This window comes from Streptomyces fildesensis (assembly GCF_016107395.1).
GTDB classification, from domain to species: domain Bacteria; phylum Actinomycetota; class Actinomycetes; order Streptomycetales; family Streptomycetaceae; genus Actinacidiphila; species Actinacidiphila fildesensis.
Window position 1 is genome coordinate 194,353 of the sequence record NZ_JAAIKO010000006.1, and the last position, 18,514, is coordinate 212,866.

The 18,514-nt window shown below is 71.4% G+C and carries 13 protein-coding genes; 11 read left to right on the forward strand and 2 right to left on the reverse strand.

Translation table 11 applies throughout. From position 1 onward, the window contains the following. The first annotated feature begins 5 nt into the window (after positions 1–5). From C6N31_RS12615 to C6N31_RS12630, 4 genes are all read left to right on the forward strand, one after another. Positions 6–1,343, forward strand: coding sequence for an enolase C-terminal domain-like protein (locus tag C6N31_RS12615; RefSeq protein WP_198357530.1), 1,338 nt, complete (start codon positions 6–8; stop codon positions 1,341–1,343). Positions 1,344–1,443: 100 nt separating this feature from the next. Continuing rightward, positions 1,444–1,755 carry an L-rhamnose mutarotase gene (locus C6N31_RS12620; RefSeq protein ID WP_138355658.1) on the forward strand — a complete coding sequence of 104 codons (312 nt, stop codon included), beginning with the start codon at positions 1,444–1,446 and terminating at the stop codon, positions 1,753–1,755. 5 nt (positions 1,756–1,760) lie between these two features. After that, positions 1,761–2,603 carry an amidohydrolase family protein gene (locus C6N31_RS12625; RefSeq protein ID WP_138355659.1) on the forward strand — a complete coding sequence of 281 codons (843 nt, stop codon included), beginning with the start codon at positions 1,761–1,763 and terminating at the stop codon, positions 2,601–2,603. Positions 2,604–2,735: 132 nt separating this feature from the next. After that, positions 2,736–3,389 carry a CGNR zinc finger domain-containing protein gene (locus tag C6N31_RS12630; protein WP_198357531.1) on the forward strand — a complete coding sequence of 218 codons (654 nt, stop codon included), beginning with the start codon at positions 2,736–2,738 and terminating at the stop codon, positions 3,387–3,389. 60 nt (positions 3,390–3,449) lie between these two features. Here C6N31_RS12630 and C6N31_RS12635 read toward each other — a convergent pair whose 3' ends face one another. Continuing rightward, positions 3,450–4,541 carry an IPT/TIG domain-containing protein gene (locus tag C6N31_RS12635; RefSeq protein WP_232485104.1) on the reverse strand — a complete coding sequence of 364 codons (1,092 nt, stop codon included), beginning with the start codon at positions 4,539–4,541 and terminating at the stop codon, positions 3,450–3,452. A 336-nt stretch (positions 4,542–4,877) separates the two neighbouring features. Between C6N31_RS12635 and C6N31_RS12640 the strand changes: the two genes are divergently transcribed. Beyond that, a complete protein-coding gene (locus tag C6N31_RS12640; protein ID WP_269288321.1) occupies positions 4,878–8,210 on the forward strand; it encodes a right-handed parallel beta-helix repeat-containing protein in 3,333 nt (1,110 codons plus the stop codon). Then, positions 8,207–9,463, forward strand: a complete 1,257-nt coding sequence (locus C6N31_RS12645) for a S8 family serine peptidase (protein ID WP_138355663.1) — start codon at positions 8,207–8,209, stop codon at positions 9,461–9,463. The genes C6N31_RS12640 and C6N31_RS12645 overlap by 4 nt, the downstream gene beginning before the upstream one ends. Positions 9,464–9,518: 55 nt before the next feature. Here the strand turns inward: C6N31_RS12645 and eccCa are convergent, their stop codons facing one another. After that, positions 9,519–13,505, reverse strand: coding sequence for a type VII secretion protein EccCa (gene eccCa, locus C6N31_RS12650; RefSeq protein ID WP_198357533.1), 3,987 nt, complete (start codon positions 13,503–13,505; stop codon positions 9,519–9,521). Between the two features lie 365 nt (positions 13,506–13,870). Between eccCa and eccD the strand changes: the two genes are divergently transcribed. From eccD to C6N31_RS12675, 5 genes are all read left to right on the forward strand, one after another. Next, positions 13,871–15,274 carry a type VII secretion integral membrane protein EccD gene (gene eccD, locus C6N31_RS12655; protein ID WP_138355664.1) on the forward strand — a complete coding sequence of 468 codons (1,404 nt, stop codon included), beginning with the start codon at positions 13,871–13,873 and terminating at the stop codon, positions 15,272–15,274. Between the two features lie 86 nt (positions 15,275–15,360). Next, positions 15,361–16,857 (forward strand): type VII secretion protein EccB, encoded by a 1,497-nt coding sequence (gene eccB, locus C6N31_RS12660; RefSeq protein ID WP_198357534.1) that lies wholly within the window; start codon positions 15,361–15,363, stop codon positions 16,855–16,857. A gap of 245 nt (positions 16,858–17,102) precedes the next feature. Then, positions 17,103–17,453: a WXG100 family type VII secretion target gene (locus tag C6N31_RS12665; protein WP_232485105.1), complete on the forward strand. Its 351-nt coding sequence runs from the start codon at positions 17,103–17,105 to the stop codon at positions 17,451–17,453. 114 nt (positions 17,454–17,567) lie between these two features. Continuing rightward, positions 17,568–17,888, forward strand: a complete 321-nt coding sequence (locus tag C6N31_RS12670; protein ID WP_138355667.1) for a WXG100 family type VII secretion target — start codon at positions 17,568–17,570, stop codon at positions 17,886–17,888. Between the two features lie 124 nt (positions 17,889–18,012). Continuing rightward, positions 18,013–18,504 (forward strand): type VII secretion system-associated protein, encoded by a 492-nt coding sequence (locus C6N31_RS12675; RefSeq protein ID WP_187145147.1) that lies wholly within the window; start codon positions 18,013–18,015, stop codon positions 18,502–18,504. Positions 18,505–18,514: the final 10 nt, after the last annotated feature.

Here is an 18,514-nt window from a genome sequence, read left to right on the forward strand (position 1 = left end):
CGTTCATGACGCCGACCACCGCCCGGATCACCGCGGTCGACACGTACGACATCCGGTTCCCCACCTCGCGTGAGCTGGACGGCTCGGACGCGATGAACCCGGATCCCGACTACTCCGCCGCGTACCTGATCCTGCGCACCGACGCCGGTGACGGGCTGGAGGGCCACGGGTTCACCTTCACCATCGGGCGGGGCAACGACGTGCAGGTCGCCGCGATCGACGCGTTGCGCGGGCACATCGTCGGCCGGCCCCTCGACGCCCTGTGCGCCGACCCGGGATCATTGAACCGCGACCTGATCGGGGACAGCCAACTGCGCTGGCTCGGCCCGGAGAAGGGCGTCATGCATATGGCGATCGGTGCCGTCGTCAACGCGGTGTGGGACCTCGCCGCGAAGCGCGCGGACAAGCCGCTGTGGAAGCTGCTGTCCGACGCCGACCCAGAGTGGCTCGTCTCCCAGGTCGACTTCCGCTACATCGCCGATGTCCTCACCCGTGAGGAGGCGCTCGGCCTGCTGCGCCGGGCCGCGCCGGACCGGGCCGCGCGTGAGGCGGACCTGCTGCGACGCGGCTACCCCGGATACACCACCTCGCCCGGCTGGCTCGGCTACTCCGACGAGAAGCTGACGCGGCTCGCGCGGCAGGCCGTCGCCGACGGCTTCACCCAGATCAAGCTGAAGGTCGGCGCCAACCTCGGTGACGACATCCGGCGGCTGCGGGCCGCCCGTGCCGCCGTCGGTCCCGACTTCCGGATCGCCATCGACGCGAACCAGCGGTGGAACGTGGGCGAGGCCATCGAGTGGACGAAGGCGCTGACCGAGTTCGACCCGTACTGGGTCGAGGAGCCCACCAGCCCCGACGACATCCTCGGCCACGCGGCGGTGCGCGGCGCGGTGGCGCCGGTCAAGGTCGCCACCGGGGAGCACGTCCAGAACCGCATCGTCTTCAAGCAGCTGCTGCAGGCGGAGGCGATCGACATCCTGCAGATCGACGCTGCCCGGGTCGGCGGCGTCAACGAGAATCTCGCGATCCTGCTGCTCGCGGCGAAGTTCGGGATCCCGGTGTGCCCGCACGCCGGCGGAGTCGGACTCTGCGAGTTGGTGCAGCACCTGTCGATGTTCGACTACGTCGCGCTGTCCGGTACGACCGAGGACCGGGTAATCGAGTACGTCGACCATCTGCACGGGCACTTCGAGAACCCGGTCGTCATGCGGCGCGGGCACTATGCCGCGCCGCTGGCACCCGGATTCTCCGCCGAGATGCTTGCCACGTCGATCGAGGAGTACACCTATCCGGACGGCACCTTCTGGGCCGCCGATCTCGTCGGCCGGGAGACCGCGGCATGAGTGACCTTTCCGTCGGGAACAGACACAGCCGGGAAGAGACACGGAACGGGCCCCAGCAGGATCAGGCCTGACCACGAACAGGCACGGAGGGAGACCCGCCATGAGAGTCGCGCTGCACACGAAGGTCCGCGAGGACCGCATCGAGGAGTACGAGGCCGCGCACCGGCAGGTGCCGGAGGAACTGGTCACCGCGATCCGCGCGGCCGGTGCCACCTCATGGACGATCTGGCGCAGTGGCACCGACCTCTTCCATGTCCTGGAGGTCGAGGACTACGCGGCGATGATCGCCGAACTGGCCAAGCTCCCGGTCAACGTTGCCTGGCAGGCCCGGATGGGTGAGCTGACGGAGATCGCGCACGACTACTCGGCGGGCGGCTCCGACGCGTCGCTGCCCGTGGTGTGGGAGCTGTGACCCGGATGCGCATCGTCGATTCCCATCACCATCTGTGGGACCTGGCGGTCCGCGACCAGGACTGGATCACGGGTGACGCGCTGGCCCCGCTGCGCCGGAACTTCGCCCTGGCGGACCTGGAGCCCGAGGCGCGTGCCGCCGGAGTCGAAGCGACCGTCGTGGTCCAGACGGTCACCGTCCCGGAGGAGACGCCGGAACTGCTGGCTCTCGTGAACGGCGACAACCTGGTCGCCGGTGTGGTGGGCTGGGCCGACCTGACCCACCCGGGCATCGCCGACACCCTCGCCGCCCTGCGGGAACTGCCGGGAGGCGACCGGCTCGTCGGCATCCGGCACCAGGTGCAGAGCGAGCCGGATCCGCGGTGGCTGCTGCGCCGGGACGTGCTGCGCGGGCTGGCGGCCGTCGCCGCGGCGGAACTCGTCTACGAGCTGGTGATCCTTCCGCACCAGCTGCCCGCCGCGTACACGGCCGCCGAGCTGCGGCCCGAGCTCACCTTCGTCCTCGACCATCTCGGCAAGCCGCCGATCGCGAGCGACGAACTCCGACCCTGGGCCGATACCGTGCGCCAGCTGGCCACGCTGCCCAACACCGTCTGCAAACTCTCCGGGATGATCACCGAGGCCGACTGGGACACCTGGACGACCGCCGGTCTCGCACCGTACGCGGACACGGTGCTCGACGCGTTCGGCCCGGACCGGCTGATGTTCGGATCGGACTGGCCGGTCTGCCGGCTGGCCGGCTCGTACGCCCAGGTCGTCGCCACCGCACGGGAGCTGACCGGCTCCCTCGGCCCGGCCGAGCGCGAGGCGGTCTTCTCCGGCACCGCCACCCGCGTCTACGGCCTGTGACGGAAGCGGACCAGGAGTGGGCCGGGAGCGGGACCAGAATCGGGACCAGGAGTGGACCCGCAACCGGCCACCCGCCCTTCCAAATGGCTGATGGCTTGGAAAACCATTAGGAAGAGGTTTACAGTCGGGACCATGGACACCTCGGATCCGCAGCCCGGCGCGCCGCTGCTCGGTGAGCCGCTGCCGGTCGAGCTGATGAACACCGTCCGGGCCGACCGGGACGGTCTCCATGACGCGCTGGCCGACACCGACGACCTGGCGCGATGGCTGCGAGCCGTGGCCCCGCGCTTCGAGCCCGCGCTCGCCCTGGACGAACCGGCCGCGGCTTCCGGGCCGTCGCTGCCGGCGCCGCTCCTGGACCGGTATCAGCAGCTGCGTGACGCGCTGCGGCGGCTGGCGGCCGTCGTCACCGAGGACCCCCGCCCGGCGGCGGCCTCGGCGGCTCCCGATCTCGCGGCGGCGGTGGAGGCGGTCAACCAGGCCTGCGCCTACGCGCCCGAGTGGTCGCGGCTGGTGTGGCCCGAAGGGGGAACGCCGTCCCTCGCCACAGCCAGTGCGCCGTCACACGCCACCGCGGCGGCCGCAGCCCTGTCGCGGATCGCGGAACAGGCCGTCCAACTGTTCGCCGGACCGGACCGGGGAGCGCTGCGGGCCTGCCGGGCTCCCGGCTGCGTGCTGTATTTCGTGCGGGCCCACCCCCGCCGGGAATGGTGCTCGGCGAACTGCGGCAACCGCGCCCGCGTCGCACGCCACTACCAACGGCACCACGCCGATTCCCCCGCGTAGTTCGGTCGGGGCACGACCCGGCCGGCTGAACGGCCGGCCGGCCGGGTCGTGCGTCACTGATCACGAGCAGCTGATGATCAGCGAGGTGATGACGGTGCAGGTGCGGGTGGCGCTGTTGTTGGCGGAGTTCAGGTCGACCGGCGCACTGGCGGTGCGGGTCGCGGTGACGCTGTAGGGCAGGTTGAGCGACAACAGGCCCACGGGGACGGTGAAGTGGCGCGTGGCGGCGGCGCCGGAGGCCAGCGTTCCCACGGTGCAGTTGATGTGGCCCGCGCTGACACCGCAGTCACTGGAGGTGGCGGTCATCGGCGTGGGCAGGGCCGCGGTGACCGCTGCGGAGGTCAGTGCGGAGGGACCGTGGTTGGTGACGGTCAGCGTGTAGTTGATCTTCCCGCCGAGCAGTCCCGGCGCGGGGCCGGCCACCAGGGGGACACTCACATCGGCGGCGGCGTAGGTGAAGTGGTCGGCGGCACTGACGGCACTGGTGCCGGCCGGTGTGGTGACCCGCACATCCACCGTGCCGACCGTGCCCGCCGGAGCGACCGCGGTGCAGGAGGTCGGCGAGCAGGTGACGGCGGTGGCGTTGTGCCCGGCACCGAAGGTGACCGCGGTGGCGTCGGACAGGGCCGTACCGGTGATGGTGACGGTGGTGCCGCCCGCGGGCGGGCCCGTGTTGGGGCTGACCCCGGTCACGACGGGCGGCGGAACGGGCGCGACGGTCGTACCGATCGCCACGCCGATCGGGTTGCGGCCGACCGCGGTGGTGGTGGCGCCCGCGGCGGTCGCGGTGTCGATGACGGAGGCGGTGTTGGAGCCGAGGTTGGCGACGTACACATGGGCGCTGTTCGGGGTGACCGCCACGGCGGTCGGGCTGGAGCCCACCGGTGTGGTGGCGACGACGGAGTCGGTGGCGGTGTCGATGACCGACGCGGTGTTGGAACTGACGTTGGGTAGGTAGACATGCGCACCGTCCGGTGCCGCCGCCACGCCCTGGGGGCCGAAGCCGACGGGAATGGTGGCGGTGACGGTGTTGGTGGCGGTGTCGACCGCCGACACCGTGTTGTCGCTGGCGTTGGCGACGTAGGCGGTCGTGGCACCCGCCGGGACCGCGTGGGCCGGGGCGGCAACCGCCGTGAGGCCGGTGAGGCCCAAGGCGGCCGACGCGGCCAGTGCGGTGAACCTCTGACGCCTTCCGGGATGCGGATTTCTGGCGAGACCCTGGCACTGCCTGGCGAATTACGGACCGTGTCCACCCGCGCGGGTGGGCGCGCCCGGGACCCGGTTCGGTGCTCGGTTCGTGGCGGCCGGGACGATAGGCTGATCAACGCCACATGCCGCACTTCCGGCGTACGGTCGCGGCCGGGGGGCCGTCCGACCGGCCGGGACGGCAGGGGGAAACCTGCGACCGATGGACGGTCTCTACGCCAACTACATGCACCGGCCTGCCCTCGCACTGCCTCCGGGCACGAGGGCCGGGGAGGATCCAACGTGTCACGCCAGGTACACACCGTCGGTCCGGACCGGCCGGATGCCTTCCGCACCATCGGTGAGGCCCTGGAACGGGCCCGGTCCGGAGCCGTACTGCGGATCCTCCCGGGCAAGTACGAGGAACGGCTCACCATCACCTGCTCGGTGACCCTGCTCGCCGCCGAGGGTCCCGGCACGGTGGAGATCGCCCCCCGGCACGGAACCGCCCTCACTCTCCTCACCGACGCCGTCCAGCTGACCGACCTCGGACTGCGCGGCTACGATGCCGAGCTGCCGGTCGCCGACACACCGCGCGGCCAGCTCGCCATGGACGGCTGCGACATCACCGGCTCCGCCTGGACCGCGATCCTCAGCCGTGCGAGCGGCTCGCTGGCACTGCGCGACTGCCGGATCTCCAACTCGACCGGTGCTGCCGTGGTGATCACCTCTGGCGCGGAGAGCTACCTCGAAGCCTGCGTCATGGAGAACCTGGGCACCTCCGGTGTGGTGATCGCCGAACGCGGCAGCGCGACGGTACGCCGCTGTGTCCTCCGCGACGCCCGGGGGAACGGCATACTCGCCAACGGCGAGGCGCAGGGCGTCGTGGAGGACTGCCGGATCTCGGGAACCGAGAAACCCGCGGTGGCGCTCGAGGGCGAGAGCGCCCTGCGGGTCGTCAGGACCGAGGTGCACGACGCGGTGGTCGGCGTCTACATCACCTCCGGCGGCCGCAGCGTCCTGGAGGACGTGTCGGTCACCGGAACCACCGGCCACGGCTTCGTCCTCACCGCCGGCACCGCACCGCACCTCACGCGCTGCCGGAGCGAACGCACCCGCGGCCACGGCCTGCTGGTGACGGACCGGGCCCGTGGCACGTTCGAGGAGTGTGTGTTCCACACCGCCGAGGGCGCGGCGATCCGGGTCGCGGGACCGTCCTCGCCGGTGTTCACCGGGATCCGGGTACAGAACAGTGCCGCGGTCGGCGTGCTCCTGGAAGAGGAGTCGGCCGCGGAGTTCGACGGACTCGACGTCGAGGGAGCCGGGGAAGCGGCCGTCCGCGTCCGGTCCGGCGCCGCTCCGGTGCTGCGCCGCGTACGGATATCCGACGGCGCGGGACCCGGGGTCGAGGTCACGGCCGGCGGCCGCGGCCGGCTGGAGGACAGCAGCATCGACCGGTCCGGCGGAGCGGCGATCCGGGTGGAGGTGCAGGGCACCCTCAGCGTGGCCGGCACCGTGGTGCGCGCGCCGGAGGGTTTCGGGGTGTCGGTGGGGTCGTCCGGCACGGTCACGCTGCGCGACTGCGATGTCGAGGGCGCCGTGGCCGGGGGCGTCCTGGTGGAGGACGGGGGAGAGGTCGCGGCGACCCGCGTCCGGGTGGAGAGGTCCGGAACCCACGGAGTGCTGGTCGCGGCCGGCGGCCGCGCCTCGTTCACCGCATGCGAGGTGTCGACGAGCGACGGTGACGGGATCAGGGTGCAGAGCACCGGGCCGGTGACGATCACCGCCTGCTCCGTACGGGAGAACCGGGACAGCGGACTGCGGCAGACGGTGGCCGGCGAACGGCTGGTCGTGGCGGAACTCGACAGTTCGGGCAACGGAGTTCCCGACATCTGGGGCACCCCCGAGGCCGCGCGGGAGGCGGGCGGTGGCCGGCTGCCCGCCGGGACGGCACCCGCGCCGGTTCCCGGGCGCGCGACCGAGGGTCCGATCGGCGAACTGGAGGCGCTGATCGGCCTGGCCGGCGTCAAGCAGCAGGTGCTGACACTGATCAATCTGAACCGGCTCGCGCAGCGCCGGGCGAGCCTGGGTCTGCCGCTGCCGCCCATGAGCCGTCATCTGGTGTTCGCGGGACCGCCCGGCACGGGCAAGACCACGGTCGCCCGGTTGTACGGCAGCATCCTGGCGCAGCTGGGCGTTCTGCGCTCCGGTCATCTGGTGGAGGTGTCGCGGGCGGATCTGGTGGCGCAGGTCATCGGCGGCACCGCGATCAAGACCACTGAGGCGTTCACCCGGGCGCTGGGCGGTGTGCTGTTCATCGACGAGGCGTACACCCTGCTCTCGGACGGGAAGGGTTCGGGCGCCGACTTCGGCCAGGAGGCGATCGACAGCCTGGTCAAACTCATGGAGGACCACCGCGACGACGTTGTGGTGGTGGCCGCGGGCTACGGCCCCGACATGGAGTCGTTCCTGGCGTCCAACCCGGGACTCGCCTCGCGGTTCACCCGCAGCATCGAGTTCGTCGACTACACGACCGACGAACTGGTCACCATCGTCGACAGCATGTGCACCGCGCACCGCTACGAACTGGATCCGTCCGCCCGTGAGGCGCTCGTGGTGTGTTTCGACCGGATCCCGCGGGACGCGCTGTTCGGCAACGGCCGGACCGCGCGCAAGACCTTCGAGGAGATGGTCGACCGGCAGGCGTTCCGGCTCGCGGAACTGCCGGACGCCAACGAGCGCGACCTGACGCTCCTGGTGGCCGAGGACGTCGGGGTCTCCACGGAGGACGACACCGCCGGAACCGCCGGGCCCGGACCGCTGGACAGGCTCCAGGCGATGGTGGGTCTGGCCGCGGTCAAGCGCGAAGTGACGGACCTGGTCAATCTGCTGGCGACGACGAAGCGCCGGACCGAGGCCGGGCTGCCGGGTCCCCGGATCAGCAACCATCTGGTGTTCGCCGGGCCGCCCGGCACCGGCAAGACCACGACCGCCCGGCTCTACGGGGAGCTGCTGGCCTCGCTCGGGGTACTGCCGCAGGGCCAGTTGATCGAGGTGTCCCGGGCGGACCTGGTCGGCCGCTACATCGGGCACACCGCGCAGCTGACCCGGGAGGCGTTCGACCGGGCGCGCGGCGGTGTCCTGTTCATCGACGAGGCCTACGCGCTCACCCCGGAAGCGGGGAGCGGCTCGGACTTCGGGCAGGAAGCGGTGGAGACCCTGCTGAAGCTGATGGAGGACCACCGGGACGAGGTGGTGGTGATCGCGGCCGGCTACACCGAGGAGATGGACCGCTTCCTGGCGTCCAACCCCGGTCTGGCGTCGCGGTTCACCCGGCATGTGGAGTTCGAGAACTACACGTCGGAGGAACTGGTCACCATCGTCCGCGACCACGCGCTGGCCAACGGGTACGAGTGCGCTCCGGGAACCGCGGCCGTGCTGACCGAACTCTTCGACGCGGCGCCCAGGGGCAGATCGTTCGGCAACGCCCGGCTGGCGCGGCAGACGGTCGAGGCGATGATGACCCGTCAGGCGGGCCGGGTGGCCGCGCTGGCGGAGCCCGATGTCGAGGATCTGCGCATGCTGCTGGTGAAGGACATTCCGCCGGCCGGTGCCCGGCACGGAGTCGGCGGATGAGTACGAACGGCGGCCGGACGGAACCGGCCAACCGGCGCGACCCCGAGGAACACTGCGTGAATGCCACCGTCCCCGCCCGTCCGCGCCCCTTCGCGCAGCGCCGCTGGCCGGCCGCGGCCGCCGGTGCGGTCCTGCTGACCGTCGCCGCCGTACCGTCCGTGGCGTCCGCGGACGGGATCGACCTCCCGCCCGTCCCGACGGCGGTGGACCGGGACAAGCCGTGCACAGCTGCCTCGTCGACGGTGGCCCGCGCGGTTCCCTGGGCGCAGCAGAGCCTCGATCTCACCCATGTGTGGAAGCTCGGCCAAGGCGCTGGAGTGACGGTCGCGGTGGTCGGCACCGGTGTGTCCGGCACCGCGCCCACCCTCACCGGACAGGTGTCCGCGCTGGGGGACGCCGGTACGGACTGCGTCGGCCACGGTACGTTCCTGGCCGGTCTGATCGCCGCGCGGCCGAGCGCGGGCCAGGGATTCTCCGGGATCGCGCCGCGCTCCCGGATCCTCGCGGTGCGCGGTACGGGTGATCGCGGGGAGCCGGACGCCGGCCGGCTGGCCGCCGGTATCACCTCGGCCGCCGACGCGGGCGCCAAGGTCATCGTGGTCGGAACGGCGCTGTCGAAGGAGACCCCGGCACTGCGGGCCGCCGTGCGGCACGCGGTGGACAAGGACGCCCTGGTGGTGGCCCCCGCCGCGCCGGAGACCTCGTCACCGGACGCCGCACCGGCCCCGGCGTATCCGGCGGCGCTGCCCGGGGTCCTCTCGGTGGTCGACACGGGCCCGGAGGGCGTCAGGCCGCAGAATGCGCCGGTGCCGGAGCGGGCCGATCTGTCGGCGCCGGGCGACGGAATGGTGAGCGTGGGACCGCGCGGCGGCGGCCATTGGACGGCGTCCGGCAGCGCGGAAGCGGCAGCCGTGGTGGGCGGGGCGGCGGCGCTGGTCCGTTCGTACCACCCGGAGCTGACCGGGGCCGGGGTACGGGACCGGCTGCTGGCGACGGCGTACCCCGGAGCGCAGCCCGCGCTGGATGTGTACGCCGCGGTCTCGGCGGTGCAGCCGCCGAGCGCGCGCCCCGAGCGAGCGGTCGGGCCGCGCACGGTAGCGGTGCCTGCCGCGGTCGTGGGCGGCGGTGCGCGGCACACCGCGCTGCTCGTCGCGGGCGGTGCGGCCGGTGTACTGGTGCTTTCCGTGGTGCTGATGACCGTGGTTCCCCGGGGCCGTGCCCGCCGCTGGCGGCCGGGTACCTTCGGAGCCTGAGCACATACACCGGGACGCCCGGCCGCCGGAGCGGCGGCCGGGCGTCCCGGGATTCCTACGGTGCGGTCGCCGGCTCCTGCGGAGCGTCCGGGAGCGCCAGTTGGACCATCGTCGTCCTGCGGCGGGCGATCCGCAGCGCCCGGCCCGGCGGCAGGGTGCGCGGCTTGACGTTGCCGAACAGATATCCCTCGGCGGCCGGGCAGGACATCAGCAGGGCGGGTGTGTTGACCTCCTGCATGCGGCGCAGCAGGGCGTCGTTGAGGCCGCGGCCCGCGCCGGCCGCCGAGCGGGCGACGATCACATGCAGTCCGACCTCGAAGCCGAGCGGCAGATGCTCCAGGATCGCGTCGAACGGGCTGCGCATGGCGGTGGAACCGATCATGTCGTAGTCGTCGACCAGGACGAAGATACGAGGCCCGGTCCACCAGTCGCGCAACCGCATCCGGGCGGGGGTGATGTCCTCGCCGGGCAGCCGGGTGGTCATCGCCCGGCCGGTGCCGTCGATGAGGTCACGCAGCGGGTCGGCGGAGACCGCGTGTCCCAGCCGGTACTCCTCGGGAACGGCGTCGATCAGACCGCGGCGGTAGTCGACCACCAGGACCTTGGCCTCGGCCGGGGTGTAGCGGTCGGTGATCGCCTTGGCGACCAGCCGCAGGACGGACGTCTTGCCGCTCTCGTTGTCGCCGACCACGATCAGGTGCGGGTTGTCCGCGAAGTCGTGCCACACGGGGGCGAGCAGATCCTCGTCCACCCCGATGGCCATCCGCAGATCGCCGTCGGGTGCGGGCATTTCGGTGGCGCTGAGTGAGGTCGGCAGCATCCGGACCCGCGGGGCCGGCGGGGCATCCCAGCTCTCGGCGACCGCCTCGACGAACGCGGCCACGCCCTCGGAGAGGTCCTCGGGATCCTCGATACCGTCGATGCGCGGAAGCGCACCGAGGAAGTGGAGCTTGTCGGGCGTCAGCCCCCGGCCGGGTACCCGCGGAACCGCGGCGGCCTTGCGGATGTCGATGCCGGACTCCATGGGGTCGCCCATCCGCAGTTCGAGGCGGGTACCCGTCTGGTCGCGGACGGCGGGGGAGAGTTCGGCCCAGCGGGCGGTGGTGATCACCACGTGCACGCCGTAGTTGAGGCCACGGCCGATGACCCCGTTGACCACGGAGACCAGGTCGTTGAAGTCGTTGCGCAACGTGGACCAGCCGTCGATCACCAGGAAGACATCGCCGAACGGCTCCTCGGGGAACTCCCCGGCCGCGCGCCGCCGGCGGTAGGTGGCCATCGAGTCGATCCCGCGCTCGGCGAAGAACAGCTCGCGCTGGTTCAGCAGTGAGGTGACCTCCGAGACGGTGCGGCCGATCCGCTCGGTGTCCATCCGGCCCGCGACGCCGCCGATGTGCGGCAGGCCGGTGAGCCCCGCTAGGGTGCCGCCGCCGAAGTCCAGGCAGTAGAACTGCACTTCGCGCGGACTATGGGTGAGGGCGAGAGCCGAGATCAGGGTGCGCAGCAGGGTGCTCTTGCCGCTCTGCGGACCGCCCGCGATACCGACATGGCCGCCGGCTCCCGACAGGTCCACGGTGAACAGTTCGCGCTGCTGCTCGAAGGGCTTGTCGACGATGCCGACAGGGACCACCAACCGGGCCCGTACCTGGGGATCGGAGACGGTCAGTCCGTGTGCGGCGTCGGGCTCCAGCGGCGGAAGCACCTGGTCGAGGGTGGGTGGCAGACCCAGCGGCGGCAGCCACACCTGGTGGGCCGCCGGTCCGGCGTCGGCGAGCCGCTCCAGTGCGACGGAGAGCAGCGTCTCCCCGTTGTCGGGTTCCGGTCCGACGGGATCCGGGTCCGGGTCGGGCGTCGAGGGAAGATCGCGGGGGACCGTCCAGGAGGTGGTCCAGGGCACGATCTGGCCGGCGACCCGTGACGGTGGAATGGCACCGGCCCTGCTGCCGCGGTGCGGTCCTGACACGTAGGCGGCCCGGAAGCGGGTGAGGGCTTCGACTCCGCTCTTGAGGTAGCCGCTGCCGGGCTGCGGCGGCAGGTGATAGGCGTCGGGGACGCCCAGAACGCCGCGGCTCTCCATCGCGGAGAAGGTGCGCAGTCCGATCCGGTAGGACAGATGGCTCTCGAGTTGGTGCATGCGCCCCTCGTCCAGGCGCTGGGAGGCGAGCAGCAGGTGTACGCCGAGGCTGCGCCCGAGCCGTCCGATCATGACGAACAGTTCGATGAACTCCCGGTGTGCGGCGAGCAGTTCGCTGAACTCGTCGACGACGACGAACAGCGAGGGAAGCGGGGCGAGCGGTGTCCCGGCGGCGCGGGCCTTCTCGTACTCCAGAACCGAGGTGTAGTTCCCGGCCTTGCGGAGCAGCTCCTGCCGACGCATCAGTTCACCGTGCAGGGCGTCCTGCATACGGCCGACCAGCGCGCTCTCGTCCGCGAGGTTGGTGATGACCGCTGAGGTGTGCGGCAGGCTGTCGAGTCCGAGGAAGGTGGCGCCGCCCTTGAAGTCGACCAGGACGAAGTTGAGTGTCTCCGAGGAGTGGGTGAGGGCCAGGCCCAGCACCAGCGTGCGCAGCAGTTCGCTCTTGCCGGATCCGGTGGCGCCGATGAGCATGCCGTGCGGTCCCATGCCGCCGAGCGCCGACTCCTTGATGTCCAGCTCCACCGCGGTGCCGTCCTCGCCGATCGCGATGGGCACCTTGAGCCGGTCGGGACCCTCGGCGCGGCGCTGCCACAAGGTGGCCGGTACGTGCCGCCGCAGATCGGGGATGCCGAGCAGGGCGGTGAGTTCGGTGTCCGCGGCCATCGGCTCGCCGGCATCGGTGTTGATGCCCACGCGGTACGGGGAGATCAGGGCGGCGAGGCCACGGGCGCCGACCGGTCCCAGCGCGTCGGGGCGGCCCAGGTCGGTGGTCTGTTCCTTGCGTTCGCGGTCCGTGCGGACCAGCCCCACCGTCCCGTCGTCCACCTGGAGCCGCAGGGTGGTGCGGCCGGGCTTCCAGGACAGTTCGCCGGACAGGTCGATGACCACGGTGTTGCGGTAGCCGGGGCCGTCCGCACGGTGCCCGCCGGGAACCTTGCCGCCGTCGACGATCAGGACGGTGTACGGCTCCTCCCTGCCGGGCATGGCCTCCGGGTCGAAGGGCGATCTGGCGGTGAAGTCCGCGCCGAGCCGGTCCTCCAACTCGCCGAGGGTGGCACCCACCAACCGGGCGGGGCCCGCGCCGTCCTGCTCGCCCGGGTGCTGGGTGTGCGGCAGCCACTTCACCCAGTCCCACTCGGCGCGCCGTTCGTCACTGACGCACAGCGCGATCCACAGATCCTCGGGCGAGTGGAAGACGGCGAGTTGGGCGAGCATCGCGCGGACCAGGGCCCGGCTCTGCGCCTCGTCACCGCGCAGCAGTACCCGTGACCAGGCCCGCAGATACAGCGCGATGGGCTGGTCGGGCACGGTGCCGTAGGCCCGGATGAAGCTGCGCAGTGCGTGCGCGGACAGCGGTTCCAGGTCCTCGACCGGCTTGGTGGACATCGGTGCCAGCCGGACGGACAACCGCTGGTCGCCGACCGCGACCCGGATCTCGGCGAAGTCCTCGTCGGTGGGCCGGCGCTCCCAGAGCCGGGTGGTGCGGACCAGGGCCCACAGTCCGGCCGGCTCGGGATGGCGCCAGGCCAGGGCGAGTTGCTGTTCACCGATGGTGCGCCGGACCCGGCGCCGGGTCTGGGCCAGGTACCGCAGGTAGTCGCGGCGCTCGCCGCGCAGCCGGCGCTTGCGGTCTCCGGAGGTGCGCACCAACTGGCCGACGACCATGGCGACGGAGGAGAGCAGCATCAGGCCGATCGCCATGTAGCTCATGACGGTGGCCTCGCCGGGGCGGACGAACATCAGCAGCATCGCGACCGAAGTGAGTCCCATCGGCAGGTACATCCACATCGCCGAGGAGTTCGGCTGGGCCTCCGGGAGCGTCGGCGGCTCCTGCAGACTCAGCTCGCCCTGGGGCATGTCGGGACCCCGGCGCCGGGCAGGCCGCCGGAACAGAACCGTGCTCAAAGGGGAAGACTCCTACGGATCGGGGCTCTGTCCTGCCAAGGCGCTCACGCGCGGGGCGAAGCCATCTGCGTACTGGTTTCGCACGACGATCGATCGTCCAGGGATCTCCGCGTCACGGGTTTTCCCATGGCGTGGCGGCGGACTGCGAACGACGGGCTGGTCTGGCTGAGCCGATCCGGGGAACCCCTTCCCGATCACGGCTCAGGGAGACCGTACGTCAGGAGTGCGCCCGATGGCGAGCTAGGGTCTCGAATCACCGCTCTGTCATGATGCTGTCCGATCGTCAGGTGATCGTGAGGCAACGCCACAGCGGTAACGTGCCTCCTCATCCTCGGAACAACCCCTCATCGAAGTGTGGCGCTCCCATGACTGAATCCACGGTGGCCGGCCTGTGCCGGCTGACGGTCCGCACCCCAGAAAGGGTCGTTGACCTGGCAGTACCCGTCGCGGTCCCGATCGCCGACCTGCTGCCTGCCCTCGTCTCCTACGGTGGCGACGACTTGGCGGAGAGTGGCCTCGAACACAGCGGCTGGGTACTCCAGAAGCTGGGCGGCGAGCCGCTGGACGAGGAGAGCACCACACAGTCGCTGGGACTTCGCGACGGCGAAGTGCTCTACTTGCGGCCTCGCGCCGAGCAGTTGCCCGAGGTACATTTCGACGACCTCGTCGACGGTGTCGCCACGACGATGCGGGCCCGTGGGAACGCCTGGGACGCGCGGTGCAGCCGGGTGGTGCTCCGCGCTGTGGTGATGGCGGTGCTGGCGGCGGGTCTGCTGGCGCTCGCGCTGCCCGGCGGCGACCGGCAACTGCGTGCCGCGGTGGCGGCGGTGGCCGGAATCGTCGTGCTGGCCGGCGCCGCAACGGCGAGCCGGGCGGTGGGAGACTCCGCCGCGGGTGCGGCGATCGGCCTGATGGCGGCGCCGTATCTGGCCCTGGCCGGTGCCTTGTTGCCGTCCGGCGGCGCGGCGAAGGCGCCGGTGGGAGAGCTGCTGGGAGCCCAGCTGCTGGCCGGTTCCGCCGCCGGAGCGGGTGGCGCCGTACTGGCGGTGGCGGCAGTGGCCGCGTATGTGCCCCTGCTGACGGCACCGGCTCTGGTGGCCCTGGCGGGGGTGGCGTGGGGTTCGCTGATGCTGCTGATGGAGGTTCCCGCGTCCCATGCGGCGAGCATGACGGCCGTACTGGCCCTGGTGTTCGGCGCGTTGGTGCCGGCGCTGTCCGCGCGGCTCTCCGGACTGCGACTGCCGGCGCTGCCGACCAATGCCGAGGAGTTGCAGCAGGGCATCGATCCGCACAGCAACGAACTGGTCGTGGTGCGTGCCGCGCTCGCCGAGGAGTGGATGACGGCCCTGTTCGCGGCGGCCGGTCTGGTCTGCGGCGGCTGCCTTGCGGGTCTGCTGCTGGACCACCCGAAGCTCCCGGCCCTGATCACGGCCGGAGTGCTGGCCCTGGTCCTGCTCCTGCACGCACGCGGGATCGGCGGTGCGTGGTCCCGGCTGGCGGTGCTGCTGCCAGGACTGGCCGGCGGGCTGCTGATGGCCTGCGTCGCGTCGGCCGCGATCTCCCCGGGCACGCGACCGGTCCTGGTGGGCGTCCTGTTGGCGGTGGCGGCCGCCGCGGCGATCGCCTCGTGGTCCGTGCCCGGCCGGCGGTTGGTGCCGTACTGGGGCCGGATCGCCGACCTGCTGCACTCGATCGCCGCCGTCGCGCTGCTGCCGCTGGCGCTGTGGGTGCTCGGCGCGTTCGGCGCACTCCGCGGCCTCGGCAGCTGATCCGGTGACAGTGCGTTCCACGGCAGCGCTTCCGGCGACTACGGCTCCGACGACAACGGCTTCGACGACAACGGGGGAGGGACATCATGCAGTCCAGGCGTGATCAGGTACAGGCGCACATGTTCGTCGTCGGCAGGCTCACTTCGGGCATGCTGCGGGCGGACCCGGACGCCCCGGAGAGCCCGGTGGGCCGCACCATGCGCGGGCTGGGCGTCGGCATCGCGGTGTCGCTGCTGCTCTCGGTGGGCTTCGGGCTGTACGGCATGCTCTCGCCCGGCGGCGGCCAGTCGTTCGGAGACGGCCGGTCGCTGATCGTGGAGAAGGAGACCGGCAACCGGTACCTGCTGATCGAAGGCACCCTGCGGCCCGTCACGGACTACGCCTCGGTGCGGCTGATTCTCGGCGAGCAGCCCAAGGTGCGGACCGTCACGGTCCGGTCGCTGAGCGGGCTGCCGCACGGACTGCCGATGGGCATCGCCGGCGCGCCGGGAGCACTGCCCGCGCCCGGTGATCTCAATCAGGGCATGTGGTTCGTGTGCGCCACCACGGTCGCGGACCCGTCGGGAACCCCGCTCGCGCGGACCTCACTGAGGATCGGGACTCCGCGCTCCGGTCCCGACCCGGTGGCTGCCGGCCGGGACCCGGGCGACCAGGCACTGCTGGTGTCCGCTCCGGACGGTGCCCGGTACGTCCTGTGGCGCAATCAGCGACTGCGGCTCGACACGGCCCACGGCGCGGCACAGGCACTCGGCTACGCGTCCGCTCCTGCCCGCCCGGTCAGCGGAGCGTTCCTCGACAGTGTGCCGGCCGGCCCCGATCTGACGGCGCCGGAGATCTCCGGCGGTGGCACTTCCGGGCGCTCGCTGGGTGGAGCGGCGACGAGAGTCGGGCAGGTCTTCCTGGTCCGTCCGCCCGGTGGCCAGGAGCAGTACTACCTGATGACCACGGGTGGACTGCGGCCGGTGTCCGCGACGGTGGCGGCCCTGGTGCTCGGTGACCCGCGGACCACACAACACGCCTACGCGGGAAGGCCGGCCACGGCCCTGCCGCTGGGCGCCGACCAGTTGGCGGGCGCCGTGCCGCCCGCGACCGGGGGGACGACGGTTCCGAGTGCCTCGGACGGGCTGCCGGCGGTGCCTCCCCGGCTGCTGGCACCCGCGGACGGAGACGGACTGTGCGTCACGGTGCTGCCGGACGGGGCCAATCCCCGTGTCGGGCTCACCGTCGTGCCGGATGCGCGGGCCGCGGTCACCACGGTCGCTGTGCCCACCGGACTGGGTACCGCGCCGGCCTGCCTGCCGGTGGACCAGGTGTCGGTGTCCGCCGGGGGAGGAGCACTCGTCCAGGCGCTGGGCGCGGGCGGCGGCAGCATCGGATCCACCGCGTACCTGGTCACGGACACCGGAGTGAAGTACCGGTTGGCGTCGAAGGCCACGGCCAAGGCACTGGGCTACGACGGGACCGCCGCTCAGGGGGTGCCGTCCCGGTTGCTGGCCATGCTCCCCACCGGACCGACGCTGGATCCGGCTGTCGCCGCGCGAACGGTGACGGCTCCGCCTCTCTCCACCGGGTGCCGGGGCTGACCCGGTACAGGACCCGAGCCGCGGCACCAACGCCCGGTGGAAGGGAAGTTGACGAACGGCAGATATCAGACGTTGTCGAAGTTCGGCCGGATATATTGCGCCACGGTGGAACCGGACGGTTCCTGCGGCACTCTCCCCGGTCACATGTTTGATCATCGCGACTCCGCATGTCAGATGTGCAGCGCCAGACCTCAGACCTCAGCACCGCCCGTCAGAGCGGTGCCGACTCAGGGAAGGACTCCTCCATGGCGGAAGAGAACATCATGAACGGGCAGAAGTCGTCCGTCGCGTCGACCCGCAGCGGTATCGCGGCGCTGGAGCAGGCCTTCAGCGGCATCATGCGGATCCGCAACGACGTCAACTCCACGCAGCACACGCTCGGTTCGGGCTACCAGGGCTCCGACGGCGGCGGCTTCCAGAAGCTGCTCACCGCCTGGGACGAGCAGGTGGACGTGATCCTGCGGAACCTCGACAGCATGGTCGACACGCTCAACCAGACCATGGCCAAGCACAACGAGCAGCAGGGGTCCACGAACCAGGACATCGACTCGGCGTTCAGCCGGTCCGAGGCCGCCTTCAAGGCCATCACGGGCTGATCGCCCGACTCCGGTCGGCCAGGGCTGACCCCGGCCGAATCAGGTTCCTGACGAATCGTTCCCCCAGCACGGTGCCCGCGAACCGCGGGCACGCTCACCGAGGAGAGACCCCGTATGGCCGGCAACACGAGCGACGGCTTCATCCACGTCGACTACAGCTCCATGAACAACTCCGCCGACGACATGGTCCAGCAGACCAAGGCCATCGCGGCGACCATCGCCAGTCTCGACCAGGAACTCAGCACCCTGAAGGCCAGCTGGTCCGGTACCGACGCCGAGACCTACACCGGCAAGCAGCAGGCGTGGGACAACGCGGTCAAGGCACTGGAGCAGATGCTCACCTCGCACGCCGGTCTGCTCGGCCAGATCTCGGACAGCTACAAGTACACCGAGAACAGCCTGCAGCAGATGTGGAGTTCCGTGAAGATCGGCTGACGCCGGTCCCCCATAGCCGCGGCGCCGGCCGCCGCCCGCCCCCGTGGCGACAGCCGGCGCCGCACCCGACTCCCCCCTTCCCCCACCCTGTCAGCGGGGTCCGGACAACCAGCAGGAGCAAGTCGTGGCAGAGGCCGTAAACCTGACGCACTTCGACGGGGCGTCCCTGAAAACCTTCCTCCAGGACCACCTGATGCCGTTCGCCAATGATCTGAAGGCGATCCAGGACGACACCAGCGACGGCATCGCGTCCATGCCTCACGTGGCCGAGCGGCTGGCCGACACCAAGGCGGTTCATCTCTCCCCGCCCCTGAACATCGGGTACATGGGAAACGACGGCGGGGGCATCGTCGGCCATGCGCTGATCGCGAACACCGTGGCGGTGGCGAAGTCCGTCGGCGATGTCATGACGTCGCACGAGAAGCTCTTCAGGGACATCAACAAGGACCTCCTGGCGACGATCGACAAATACCTGAAAGCCCAGGGCGACAACCTCGATTCCATCGACGGCCAGAAATTCCTGGAAGGCATGAAGGACGTGGACCTGGACCTCGTGCCCAAGGGCCAGCCGCCGACGGTCCCGCCGACCGTACCGCCGCCGGTGACCAAGCCGTAGAACACCACCG